The organism is Kitasatospora sp. NPDC058965, from assembly GCF_042741245.1.
Lineage (GTDB): Bacteria > Actinomycetota > Actinomycetes > Streptomycetales > Streptomycetaceae > Kitasatospora.
Window position 1 is genome coordinate 1 of sequence record NZ_JBHYKG010000263.1, and the last position, 12,327, is coordinate 12,327.

The window sequence follows — 12,327 nt, forward strand, 5'->3', positions numbered from 1 at the left end:
GAGCAGGACCCGCGGGTCAGGGCCGCGCCGTCGGCGACGGGGGCGGTCCTGCTCCCGCGCCCCGTCGAGCCGCGCTCCGGCCGCGCTCGAGCACGGCGGCCGGCGAGCGGCGTTGACCCGGGGTCAGCCGACGCCCCGACGGGAGGCACCGGGAGCCGCAGGGGCCGTCTTGGCCGCGCGTCAGGCCGAGGCGCGGACCACCAGGCGGGTCGGCATGACGACCGAGTGCGGGGTCGTCGCGGCGTCCGCGCCGTCGGGGCCGGGCTGCAGCCGGGCCAGCAGCAGACGGGCCATCAGCCGGCCCATCTCCTCGATGTCCTGGCGGATGGTGGTCAGCGGCGGGTCGCTCCACGGCGCCACCGAGTCCAGGTCGTCGAAGCCGACCACCGCGACGTCCTCGGGCACCCGGCGCCCGGCCGCCCGCAGCACGCTCATCGCGGCGGTGGCCATGACGTCGGAGGCGGCGAAGACGCCGTCCAGGTCGGGGTGGCGCTCCAGCAGCAGGGCCATGGCGTTGCGGCCGCCCTCCGGGGTGAAGTCCCCCTCGGCCACCAGGCTCGGGGCGGCGAACGGCAGCAGGTCCCGGTAGCCGGCCAGCCGGTCGGTGGAGGAGGTCTGGTCGAGCGGCCCGGTGACGGTGGCGATCCGGCGGCAGCCGCGGTCCAGCAGGTGCTGCACGGCGAGCCGGGCGCCGCCGCGGTTGTCGGTGTCGACGGACAGCAGGGAGCGGTCGGTGTCGGCGCCCGGCCAGTCGGGCCGCCCGCCGATGACGGTGGGCAGCCCGGCACCGCGGGCCATGGCCGGCAGCGGGTCGTTGGCGTGCAGCGAGAAGAGCAGCAGTCCGTCGACGTGCCCGCCGGCCAGGTACCGGCCGACCCGCTGGTAGTCGCCGTCGTCGACCAGCAGCAGGACGAGCTGGAGGCCGGCCGCGGACAGCTCCCGGCTGATGCCGCGCAGGTGCTGGGCGAAGAACGGGTCGGAGAAGACGCGTGCCTCCGGCTCGGCGATCACCACGCCCACCGCGTCGTGGCGGCGGGTGACCAGGGTGCGGGCGGCCTGGTTGGGCACGTAGCCCAGCTCCGCCACCGCCCGCTCGACCTGCGCCCGCATCGCCTCCCGCACGCCGGCTCCCCCGTTGACGACCCGGGAGACGGTCGCCCTGGACACGCCCGCGTGCCGGGCGACCTCGTCCAGGGTCGGGCGGGCCGACGGTGGCTGCGCGAGGTCGTCCAAGACGTCGCTCACCTGCTCCTCCATGTGGATCCGGGTCTGCACGCAGGTGTCCGCCGTGGACGCCGCGTCCTCCTAGTCTGCCCCGCCGTCCCGGGTGGGCGTGTCCGCGGGCGGGAACTGGCCGGTGCGGATCAGCTCGGCGTACCAGCGGGCGCTGTCCTTCGGGGTGCGTCGCTGGCTGGCGAAGTCCACGTGGACGATGCCGAACCGCTTGCTGTAGCCGTAGGCCCACTCGAAGTTGTCCAGCAGCGACCAGAGGAAGTACCCGCGCACCGGCGCACCCGCGCCGATCGCCCGCCGGACGGCGCCGAGGTGCCCGCGCAGGTAGGCGACCCGCTCGGGGTCGTGCACCGCGCCGGACGGGTCGCTGTAGTCGTCGTAGGCGGCGCCGTTCTCGGTGACCAGCAGCGGCAGGCCCGGCAGCTCGTCGCGCAGCCGGACCAGCAGCTCGTAGAGGCCGTCGGGGTCGACCGGCCAGTCCATCGCGGTGCGCGGGCCGTCGGCGAGCACGAACCGGATGCCCCGGTCGGCGGGGAAGGGGGACGGCAGTCCGCCGGCGGCTTCCGGGTCGGCGGCCACCACGGTGGGGCTGTAGTAGTTGATGCCGAGCGAGTCGATCGGGCGGGCGATCTCGGCGAGGTCGCCGTCGCGGACGAACGACCAGTCGGTGACGGCCGCGGTGTCCGCCAGCACGTCCTGCGGGTAGCGGCCGTGGAAGACCGGGTCGAGGAAGATCCGGTTGGCCAGGCCGTCGATCCGGCGGGCCGCGTCCAGGTCGCCGGCGTCCCGGGTGAGCGGGCGGACGGCGGCCAGGTTGAGGGTGAGCGACACCTGTGCGCCGGCGGGCAGTCGGTCGCGCAGCGCCGCGGTGCCCAGGCCGTGGGCCAGCAGCAGGTGGTGGTGGGCGCGCAGCGCCTGCGCGGGGTCGGTGCGGCCCGGGGCGTGGACGCCGTTGCCGTAGCCGAGGAAGGCGCTGCACCAGGGCTCGTTGAGGGTGGTCCAGGTGCCGATCCGGTCTCCGAACCGGTCGGCGACCAGCGCCGCGTACTCGGCGAACCGGTGGGCGGTGTCCCGGTGGGTCCAGCCGCCCCGGTCCTCCAACTCCTGCGGCAGGTCCCAGTGGTAGAGGGTGGCGACGGGGGCGATCCCGGCGCCGAGCAGCTCGTCGACCAGGCGGTCGTAGAAGTCCAGGCCGGCGGGGTTCACCGGGCCGGTGCCGCCGGGGAGGATCCGCGGCCAGGCGAACGAGAACCGGTAGGCGCCCAGGCCGAGCGAGGCCATCAGCGCGACGTCCTCGCGGTAGCGGTGGTAGTGGTCGGCGGCGATGTCGCCGGTGTCGCCGTTGCGGACCTTCCCCGGGGTCCGGCTGAAGGTGTCCCAGATCGACGGCGTGCGGCCGCCCTGCCCGGCGGCGCCCTCGATCTGGTAGGCGGCGGTGGCCGCGCCCCACAGGAAGCCCGGCGGGAAGCCGGCCGGGGTGGTGGTGTGGACGGGATGGGTGACGGCCGCGATGGACATGTCGCCTTCCTGGTTCGGGGGGACGGGGGGGGGGGCGGGTCAGCCCTTGACGGCGCCCTGCATGATGCCGCCGACGATCTGCCGGCCGAGCACCGCGAACACCACCAGCACGGGCAGGGTGCCCAGCAGGGTGCCGGCCATGATGATCGACTGGTCCGGGACGTAGCCCTGCCCGAGCGACTTCAGCGCCACCTGCACGGTGGGGTTCTGCGAGCTGAGCGCGACGATCGGCCAGAAGAAGTCGTTCCAGGTGGCCATGAAGGTGAGCATGCCGAGCACGGCCATGCCGGGCCGGGCCACCGGGAGCACGATCGACCGGAAGATCCGCAGGCTGGACGCGCCGTCGACGCGGGCCGCCTCGACCAGTTCGTCGGGCAGCGCCTGGAGCAGGAACTGGCGCATGAAGAACACGCCGAACGCCGAGACCAGCGAGGGCAGGATCACCGCGGGCAGCTTGTTCTGCAGGTCGAGCTTGACGATCACCATGAACAGCGGGATCACACCGAGCTGCGGCGGGATCATCATGGTGCCCACGGTCAGTCCCAGCAGGATCCTGCTGCCGCGGAACTTCAGCTTGGCGAAGGCGAATCCGGCCAGCGTGGAGGAGAGCACCACACCGGCCGTCACCAGGGAGGAGACGATCAGCGAGTTGAGCAGTGCGGTGCCGATGTCGGCCTGCTGGAGCGCCTGGCCGATGTTGTGGAACAGGTGGGGACCGGGGGTGAGCGCCGGAGTCGCCGAGGAGAGCTCGGCGTTGGTGCGGCTGGCCGCCACCACGGTCCAGTAGAACGGGAAGACGAACAGCGCGGTGGCGCCGATCAGCACGGCGTAGCTGAGCGGGCCGCCGTGCAGTGGGGAGCGGGCGCGCCGGGTGCGGGCGCGCCCTGGGGCGGCGGTGGCGGTGGGCAGGGCGTGGGTCATCTTCGGTCACCGGTCCGTACGGTTGCGGCGGGCGGCGATCGCCGCGTTCAGCAGGGCGAGGACGACGATCAGCAGGAACATCACCCAGGCGACGGCCGCGGCGCGGCCGAGGTGGAAGAAGGTCCAGCCCTGCTCGTACATGTAGAGGCCCAGGGTCTGGTACTGGTGCGAGATGCCGCCGCCGGAGTTGCCCTCGTACATCAGCGGCTCGCCGAACAACTGGGTGGCGCCGATGGTGGAGACGACCACGGTGAAGATGATCGTCGGGCGCAGTCCGGGGACGGTGACGTGCCGGAACTGCTGCCAGCGCGAGGCGCCGTCGACCGCGGCGGACTCGTAGAGCTCGCTCGGCACGGCCTGCATGCCGGCCAGGTAGATCAGCGCGTTGTAGCCGGTCCAGCGCCAGGTGACGATGGTGGAGACGCCGATCTGCGAGGCCCAGGTATCGGCCTGCCAGTCGACCGGGTCCAGGCCGACGCTGCGCAGCACCCAGTTGATCAGGCCGTAGTCGTGGCCGAAGAGTTGGGCGAAGACCAGGGTGGCCGCGGCGATCGAGGTCGCGTACGGCATCAGCATCGCGACCCGGAAGAAGGTCCGGCCGCGCAGCTTGTAGTTGAGCAGGTGGGCCAGGCCCAGTGCCATCAGCAGCTGCGGGACGGTGGACAGCACGCCGATGGTGAAGGTGTTGCGCAGCGCGTTCCAGAAGAACGGGTCGGCGAACACCCGGGTGTAGTTCTGCAGGCCCAGCCAGTCCATCCGGTCCGCGGTCTGCAGCTCGACCCGGTGCAGCGACACGTAGGCCGTGTAGAGCAGCGGGAACAGGCCGAAGGCCGCGAACAGGACGAAGAACGGGGCGAGGAAGCCGTACGGGGCGACCCGGCGGCGGGGACGGCGGGGCGCGGCCGCGGGCCGCGGGGCGGGGCGGCGAGCGGGGCGTGGGGTGGGCAGCCGCTCGGTGGAGCTGACGGACATGGGCGGGGTCCTTCGACGGGGCGCCCGGCCCGCCCTCGGCGGGCGGGCCGGCGCACGGCGTTCCGGCGTGGGTAGGTGACGGTGCGTCAGCTGCCGTTGGCCTTCTTGACGTTGTCCATGGCGTGCTTCCAGGCGGTGTCCGGCGCGGTGCCGGTCCGCTCGACCTCGCCGAGCGCGTCGGTGAAGGCCTTGCCGACCACGCCGTCGTCCACGCCCAGCACCTGGGCGGGCATCGCGGCGGCCGACTCGCTGAAGATCTGGCCGATCGGCGCGTTGTTGAAGTACGGGTCGGTCACGCCCTTGATCGCGGCCTGCGCGTCGGTGGAGGACGGGAACGACCCCTGCTTGGTGAACAGGGTCTCCTGCTGCTCCTTGGCGTTCAGCCACTTGATCAGCTCGGCGGCCTCCTTCGGGTGCTTGGCCGCCTTCGGGATCGCCAGGTACGAGCCGCCCCAGTTGCCGGTCCGGCCCGGGCCCGGAGCGATGTCCCACGTGCCCGAACCGGCGTCGCCGGCCTGGCCCTTGATGTAACCGATCATCCAGGCCGGGCAGGACAGGGTGGCGAACTTGCCGGTGCTGAACGACTTGCTCCACTCCGGCGACCACTGGGCGAGCTTGGCGGACAGGCCGCCGGCGACCAGCGACGTCGCGTCCGCCCAGGCGCTCTTCACCGCCTCGCTGCTGTCGTAGACCGGCTTGCCGCTCTCGTCGGTGTAGCGGACCTTCTGCTGGCCGACCTCGGCGGTGAACATGCCCGCCGCGCTGTCGGTCCAGGAGTCCCCCGCCGGGGCCTTCGCGACGTACTGCTTGCCGAGGTCCAGGTAGCCCTGCCAGGTCGACCACTTGGCGGCCAACTCGGTGCGGTCGGTGGGCAGTCCGGCGGCCTTGAACAGGTCGGTGCGGTAGCAGATCGCCTCCGGGCCGATGTCGGTCCCCGCGCCGAGCACCTTGCCGTCGGCGGTCTTGATCGCCGCGCCCTTCCACGGCACCAGGCCGTCGTTGACGTCGCCGATGCCGAGCGTCTTCAGGTCGGTGAACTTGTCGGCCTGCTGCTGCACGACGCTGGCCACCCGGCCCACCTCGATGCCCTGCACGTCGGCCACACCGCCGCCGCCGGCCAGCTTGGTCTGCAGCGCCTGCCAGTACTGGCCCTCGTCCTGGGTGTCGGTCTGCTTGATGGTGATGTTCGGGTGCAGCTTCATGTACGCGTCGTAGAGGCCGGCCTCCTTGAAGCCGAAGGTGCCGAAGAGGTCCACGGTGAGCGTGACCTTGCCGTCGGACGCCGTGTCGGCGGAGCTCCCGGCCCCGGACCCGCAGGAGGTGACGAGCAGCGTGGCGGCCAGGGTGGCGGTGCCGATGGCGGCAGCGCTTCGGGCTCTGAAGGGGCGCATGGGGATGTCTCCTGACACGGCAGGGCGGGGGTGGGGTGGGGCGCAGCGAGGAGCGGTGGTCTGCGGCTCGCTCTGAGAGCGCTCTCAGAGATTGACGAGGACGGTGCGGTGGCGTCAAGAGTCCTTGACCCGACCGTAATCATTCGGAGGCAACTTGCATGCGCGCGACCACTCTCCGCGAGCAACGCCGACCGGCGCCCGCCGGCTCCGGCCCTCACCGACGAACCCGTGTTGACCTGGGCACTTGTGCCCATCGTCGGCGCGGCCGCGGAGCCCGGGGGGCACCGGGCGAGCGGGCATCCAGCCTCCGGGGGCCAGAACGGCGGCCACTTAACGTTGCGGGCCGCCGTCCGGCAGATTCCCGTGCGCACTCCCTTGACGGCCAATCAGGTCTGCTCTAGCTTCCAAAGTCTTGAGAGCGCTCTCAGAAATGCTCCGCGGACCGCGGACCCTCACGCCCCGCGGCACGGGCCCCACACCGGCTCGCGCCACCAGGAGCACCGGGCGCTCGTAGCCACCCTCATGTCCCCCGCGGCGCGGCACCCGCGCAGCACCCCCACCCTGGGAGACCTCGTGGTAGACAGAGTCGGAGAGGGCGACCGGCCCCCCAGAACGGTCATCGACCGCACCCGCCCGGCCCCGCGCCCTGGCCGGGCCGAGAGCCGCACGAAGGGCCGCGCGACGGGCCGCACGAAGGGCCGTTCGAGCGGCCGCGCCCCCGGCCGGGCGAAGGGCCTCGGCGCGGTCGGCCTGGCCGCCGCCCTGCTGGCCGCGGCGCTCGCGACCCTCACCCCGCAGGCGGCCAGCGCCGACACCGTGGGCGCCGGCAGCTTCACCACCACACCGGCCGGGTCGCTCCCGACCGGCTGCGGCAGCATCTCCACCAACCCGCGCCAGTGGGTCACCGCCAACGCCCCCGCGGGAGCGGTGCCCACCAACGACTGGTGGTCCTCGATCCTGTTCAAGCGCACCGACTGCCAGTACGGCTCGCCGATGCAGGCGCACCCGCTCGGCTTCCAGCCCCACGCCGGCGGCCTCGGGTTCTCGTACACCACCACGCCCGCCATCAGCGGGACGGCGACCGGCGTCGGCGAGTACCACTTCCCGTACACCGAGGACTTCGTCGCCGGTGTCACCGGACTCGCCTCGCCCGACGTGAAGGTCGACGGCTGGTCGGACTGGACGGTCAGCCCGTACTTCAGCGACGGCACCCGCACGCTGCGGGCCACCGTCGGCGAGGGCCTGCCGTTCGCGTACTTCCGGACCAGCGGCGGCAGCGCACAGATCTCGGCCTCCGGCGGCGCCGCCCTCACCGTCTGGTCCAACAGCGGCTCCACCGTCGGCTACACGATCAACGGCCACGACTACGTCGCCTACGCCCCGACCGGCGCGACCTGGTCGGTCAGCGGCGGCGTGCTCACCTCCTCGCTGGCGGGCAAGGACTACTACTCCGTCGCCGTGCTGCCCACCACCCCGCAGACCAGCGCGAGCGAGCGCGCCGGGCTCGCCACCTCGTACGGCCGGTACGCCTACGACGAGGTCACCGGCACCACCGTCTCGTACCGCTACGACGAGGCGAGCAGCACCGTCACCACCAGCTACGCCTACACCACCACCGCGCACGAGGGCAGCGCCACGGGCACGGTCGCGGCCCTGCTGCCGCACCAGTGGCAGCACCTGACGGGCGCCACGCCGCTCCCCGAGACCTACGTCTCCGCCCGCGGCGCGCTCAAGGTCCTCACCGGTGCCACCTCGTTCACCACCTCGATGCCGTTCCAGGGCGTCCTCCCGGAGGTCCCGGCGGTCGCCGACTCCAGCGGGGCGGACGGCACCACCGAGCAGAACGACCTCAACGCCGAGCTGGCGAACCCGATGAACCAGCAGAAGGACGACACCTACTGGACCGGCAAGGGCCTGGGCCGCGCCGCCCGGCTGGCCGAGATCTCCGACCAGACCGGCAACACCGCGGTCCGCGATTCGGCGCTGTCCGCGATCAAGTCCACCCTCACCGACTGGTTCACCGCCTCCGCCGGCAAGACCGGCCACCTGTTCTACTACGACAAGAACTGGGGCACCCTGATCGGCTACCCCGCCTCCTACGGCTCCGACCAGGAACTGAACGACCACCACTTCCACTACGGCTACTACATCGCCGCGGCCGCCACGCTCGCCAGGTTCGACCCGACCTGGGCCTCCGCCTCGCAGTACGGCGGCATGGTCGACATGCTCATCCGCGACGCGAACGACTACGACCGCACCGACACCCGCTTCCCCTACCTGCGCGACTTCGACATCTACGACGGCCACGACTGGGCCTCCGGCCACGGCAACTTCGCGGCCGGCAACAACCAGGAGTCCTCGTCGGAGGGGATGAACTTCGACAACGCGCTGATCCAGTGGGGCGAGGCCACCGGCAACACCGCCGTGCGTGACGCGGGCATCTACATGTACACCACGCAGGCCGCGGCGATCCAGGACTACTGGTTCGACACCCAGCAGCAGGTCTTCCCCAGCAGCTTCCCGCACCACGAGGTCGGCATGGTCTGGGGCGACGGCGCCGCGTACTCCACCTGGTTCTCCAGCGCCCCCTCCCAGATCCAGGGCATCAACCTGCTCCCCGTCACCGGCGGCCACCTCTACCTCGGCGACGACCCGAACTACGTGCTGACCGACTACAAGGACATGCTGACCAACAGCAACAGCACGCAGCCGCCGCTCTGGCCCGACATCTGGTACGAGTTCCTCGCCCTGGGCGACGGGCAACAGGCCTTGGCGGACTTCAACGCCAACAGCGGGCTCACCTCCGAGGAGGGCGAGAGCAAGGCGCACACCTTCCACTGGATCCGCAACCTCGCCGCCCTGGGACACGTCGACACCACGGTGACCGCCGACCATCCGCTCGCCGCGGTGTTCAGCAACGGCGGCGCTCGCACGTACGTGGCGGCCGACGTCACCTCGTCGCCGATCACCGTCACCTTCTCGGACGGGCACGTGGTCCAGGTGCCGGCCGGGAAGACGGTGGCGAGCGGGGCGCTCAACTGGAGCGGGGGGAGCGCGGCCGGGGGGCCGTCGACCTCGGCGTCGCCCTCGTCCTCGCCGACCCCCTCCCCCACCCCCTCGCCGACCGGCAGCCCGACACCGTCGCCGTCCCCGACCGGGCCGTCCGGCTCACCGACCCTGTACCCGCAGGCCAACGGGAGCGTGACCGGCTCGCCGGGATCCACCGCGAGCACCGCCACCATCAGCTCGGCGGGCGGGGCGACGTACGACGGCACCCCGCACAACGCCAGCACGTTCACCGCCACCGGCCTCAACCTCGCCTACAACGGCGGCACCACCGCCTTCAACCTCGCCCTCGACGCCGGCACCGCCGTCGGCAACGGCACCCAGATCCGCATCAGCTACGACTGCACCGGCAGCGGCACCTGGAACCGCACCGAGACCTACCACTACTACGCCACCGACGCCTCACCCGGCTACGAACACGCCACCCAGACCGTCGGCCTCGAAACCACCACCGGCACCCTCTGCACCCTCACCAACGGCACCGTCAAAATCGAGATCTGGAACGCCATCGGCACCGCCCCCACCACCCTCGGCACCGGCAACCAGTCCGTCATCACCCTGCCGTACTCGGGCACCGTGACCTCCTCGCCGACACCGACACCGACGCCGTCCCCGACCGGGCCGTCCGGCTCACCGACCCTGTACCCGCAGGCCAACGGGAGCGTGACCGGCTCGCCGGGATCCACCGCGAGCACCGCCACCATCAGCTCGGCGGGCGGGGCGACGTACGACGGCACCCCGCACAACGCCAGCACGTTCACCGCCACCGGCCACAACCTCGCCTACAACGGCGGCACCACCGCCTTCAACCTCGCCCTCGACGCCGGCACCGCCGTCGGCAACGGCACCCAGATCCGCATCAGCTACGACTGCACCGGCAGCGGCACCTGGAACCGCACCGAGACCTACCACTACTACGCCACCGACGCCTCACCCGGCTACGAACACGCCACCCAGACCGTCGGCCTCGAAACCACCACCGGCACCCTCTGCACCCTCACCAACGGCACCGTCAAAATCGAGATCTGGAACGCCATCGGCACCGCCCCCACCACCCTGGGCACCGGCAACCAGTCCGTCATCACCCTGCCGTACAGCTGAGCTGACGTTCCATCAGGTGCTCTTCCAGCCGGGTCCGGCCTCCGCGCAGCGGGGAGCCGGGCCCGGTCCCACCACTGTCCGACTCCGGCCCGAAATCGAAGGCAACGGCCCGGCCTGCTGGTTAGAGTCCGGGAGTGACCCGCGCCTGTCCCCGCTTCCACGCCTCGCCGCGTCCGGCGGGTCCGGGTGCCTGCCCGCCCTGGGCACCGGCCGGGCCCTGCCGTACCACCAGGTCGCGGCGACCGGTCTGCTGCGCGCGGGTCAGGTGCCCTGGCGTCGGTGCGCGTCGAACCGGACCAGCACCCGCGCCGCCCGCCAGCCCCCGGCCGTCACCCCGGCCAGGGCGCCACCCAGCAGGACGGTGCTCCGCGCCGGCCCGGGGCCGAGCAGGACCAGCGCGGGCACCAGCGCCAGCGCGAACACAGCCGCAGCCACCAGCGCACCCGTCACGAGCGCGAAGACGATCTCCACCGTCATCGCATCCTTGTCCCACCGCACTTCCCGCCCCGTGTCCATGGGGCCAGTCTCACACAGCGCCCGCCCCGTCCCCGGGGAGGCACCCGGACCGCCTGCGCGCCCCGCCCCCGGCCGACCCTTGTGCCGCGGAGTCCGGCACCTGCCCTGATCTGCCGTCCGCAGGGTCGGCCCGGCTCCGGATGCCCGGCCAATCAGCGGATCCGGCCTGCCGCGGCTGTCACGAAGGCGCCCAGCGCGGCCTCGAAGTCCCTTTCCTGCCGTATCACTTCCTCGCGGTCGACCGCGCCGCTGATCCCGCCGGCCGCCTCGACGACCTGCTCGGCGAGGCGTCGCACGTCGAGGTCGTCGTCGACCATCCGGATCCGGAACCGGGCCGTCTCGGCCACCGCACCGAGCCGGTCCCCCTCCACCTGCGCCGCCCGGAGAGCGGCTCCGTCCCGCGGACTGTCCCGGCGGCGGAACCAGAGGGTGACCAGCCCCCGCCGGAACTCGCTCGCCGCCCCGGCGAACTCGCTGTACGCGGTGAGCCGTTCCTGCCGCAACCGCTCGGTCGTGGCCACGACTTCGGCATGCTGGGCGGTGCGGCGCTGGAAGAAGTAACTGCTGAACGAGCCCACGAGGGTGCCCACGACGGCGACGAGGCAAGCCAAGACTGTTTCCATGAAAGGGAGTTGACCATACTTCGGCAGTGCGGTGAACGGCTCGGCCCTTCCCTCTCCGCCGGCGGCCCGACCGGCCCTGGTGACAGGCCGACCAGAGGAGTCCTCGGACACATCCCCTGTCCCCCGACGGCGCCGTACGCCACCATGGGCCCATGACAACGTGAAGAGCACCGTCCGGCCGGAAGTCCTGGCGCAAGCGGGACAGCGGCTGGTCCGTCGCTGACGGGGACCGGCGGGTCTGCTTCGTGTGCCACGAGCCGATCCGGTCCTACCAGTACCGGTTCCACCCGCCCGAGTCCACCAGCTTCGAGCGGTGCATCGGGTTCGCCTGGTGCTCCGGGTGCCGGATCTTCTCGAGCGCCTTGGTCCACGTGTCCCGAAGGCGGGTCCTGATCGACGCCCTCGCCTCGCTGCCCGCCGACGACCGGGACCGCCTGGTGCGGAAGGAGGCTGCGCTGGTCGACTACCTCGACAGCCGGGGCGTCGGTCAGCACTGACCGGTTTGCCGTGCCGGTGCGGTCTCCCCGTGCTCCGGGGCTGCTGACGGGCCGTCGAGGCCGAAGGCCCGGGACCTCCCCGGGCCGACGGCCCCTCCCCCACTGCGCCGAGTCAGTGAATTGACGGCCCGTTCGGCCCAGTCCACGTCGTCGCCGCCCCCGCGGGTTCGCAGACTTGGCGCATGACGGGGGCGACCACGGACCGGGAGGAACCTCAGTGAACATGGCACTGCGCCGCACCGCCCTCGTAACCTCGATCGCCGGGCTGGCCCTCGCCAGCGCCGCCTGCGGCAGTGCGAAGCAGGCGTCCGGCTCGGGCGGGGCGAGCGGCGCCACGGGGTCGGGTGCCGCGCTGAGGATCGCGCTGCTGCTCCCGGAGACCAAGACCACCCGCTACGAGCAGTTCGACAAGCCGCTGATCGAGGCCAAGATCAAGGAGCTGGCGCCGAACGCGACCGTCGACTACTACAACGCCAACCAGGACGCGAC

Annotated in this window: 9 protein-coding genes and 1 pseudogene; 3 read left to right on the top strand and 7 right to left on the bottom strand. The window is 72.3% G+C overall.

Annotated features, from left to right (window positions below):
* Positions 1-180 precede the first annotated feature (180 nt).
* The 5 genes from ACFW1A_RS31090 to ACFW1A_RS31110 form a co-directional block, all read right to left on the bottom strand.
* Positions 181-1,257, bottom strand: a complete 1,077-nt coding sequence (locus tag ACFW1A_RS31090; RefSeq protein ID WP_380414691.1) for a LacI family DNA-binding transcriptional regulator — start codon at positions 1,255-1,257, stop codon at positions 181-183.
* Positions 1,258-1,305: 48 nt separating this feature from the next.
* The gene (locus ACFW1A_RS31095) at positions 1,306-2,751 is read right to left on the bottom strand and encodes a GH1 family beta-glucosidase (RefSeq protein ID WP_380414677.1); all 1,446 of its coding nucleotides are present in this window, start codon (positions 2,749-2,751) and stop codon (positions 1,306-1,308) included.
* A 39-nt stretch (positions 2,752-2,790) separates the two neighbouring features.
* The gene (locus ACFW1A_RS31100) at positions 2,791-3,672 is read right to left on the bottom strand and encodes a carbohydrate ABC transporter permease (RefSeq protein WP_380414679.1); all 882 of its coding nucleotides are present in this window, start codon (positions 3,670-3,672) and stop codon (positions 2,791-2,793) included.
* Positions 3,673-3,678: 6 nt separating this feature from the next.
* Complete coding sequence (locus tag ACFW1A_RS31105; RefSeq protein ID WP_380414681.1) at positions 3,679-4,644, bottom strand: carbohydrate ABC transporter permease; 966 nt, start codon at positions 4,642-4,644, stop codon at positions 3,679-3,681.
* An 86-nt stretch (positions 4,645-4,730) separates the two neighbouring features.
* Positions 4,731-6,041, bottom strand: a complete 1,311-nt coding sequence (locus tag ACFW1A_RS31110) for an extracellular solute-binding protein (RefSeq protein ID WP_380414692.1) — start codon at positions 6,039-6,041, stop codon at positions 4,731-4,733.
* Between the two features lie 567 nt (positions 6,042-6,608).
* Here ACFW1A_RS31110 and ACFW1A_RS31115 point away from each other — a divergent pair.
* Positions 6,609-10,202 (top strand): glycosyl hydrolase, encoded by a 3,594-nt coding sequence (locus ACFW1A_RS31115; protein ID WP_380414683.1) that lies wholly within the window; start codon positions 6,609-6,611, stop codon positions 10,200-10,202.
* A 261-nt stretch (positions 10,203-10,463) separates the two neighbouring features.
* Here ACFW1A_RS31115 and ACFW1A_RS31120 read toward each other — a convergent pair whose 3' ends face one another.
* Positions 10,464-10,718, bottom strand: coding sequence for a DUF6332 family protein (locus tag ACFW1A_RS31120; protein ID WP_380414685.1), 255 nt, complete (start codon positions 10,716-10,718; stop codon positions 10,464-10,466).
* Positions 10,719-10,870: 152 nt separating this feature from the next.
* Complete coding sequence (locus ACFW1A_RS31125) at positions 10,871-11,308, bottom strand: hypothetical protein (protein ID WP_380414687.1); 438 nt, start codon at positions 11,306-11,308, stop codon at positions 10,871-10,873.
* 278 nt (positions 11,309-11,586) lie between these two features.
* On the opposite strand from ACFW1A_RS31125, the gene ACFW1A_RS31130 reads away from it, so the two are divergent.
* The gene (locus ACFW1A_RS31130) at positions 11,587-11,838 is read left to right on the top strand and encodes a hypothetical protein (RefSeq protein ID WP_380414689.1); all 252 of its coding nucleotides are present in this window, start codon (positions 11,587-11,589) and stop codon (positions 11,836-11,838) included.
* Between the two features lie 217 nt (positions 11,839-12,055).
* Positions 12,056-12,327, top strand: a pseudogene (locus ACFW1A_RS31135) (ABC transporter substrate-binding protein); the annotation flags it as partial.

Bases quoted from the DNA above. Each gene is read 5' to 3' on its own strand.
- ACFW1A_RS31090 (WP_380414691.1), bottom strand. From the start codon at position 1,257: ATGGAGGAGCAGGTGAGCGACGTCTTGGACGACCTCGCGCAGCCACCG.
- ACFW1A_RS31095 (WP_380414677.1), bottom strand. From the start codon at position 2,751: ATGTCCATCGCGGCCGTCACCCATCCCGTCCACACCACCACCCCGGCC.
- ACFW1A_RS31100 (WP_380414679.1), bottom strand. From the start codon at position 3,672: ATGACCCACGCCCTGCCCACCGCCACCGCCGCCCCAGGGCGCGCCCGC.
- ACFW1A_RS31105 (WP_380414681.1), bottom strand. From the start codon at position 4,644: ATGTCCGTCAGCTCCACCGAGCGGCTGCCCACCCCACGCCCCGCTCGC.
- ACFW1A_RS31120 (WP_380414685.1), bottom strand. From the start codon at position 10,718: ATGGACACGGGGCGGGAAGTGCGGTGGGACAAGGATGCGATGACGGTG.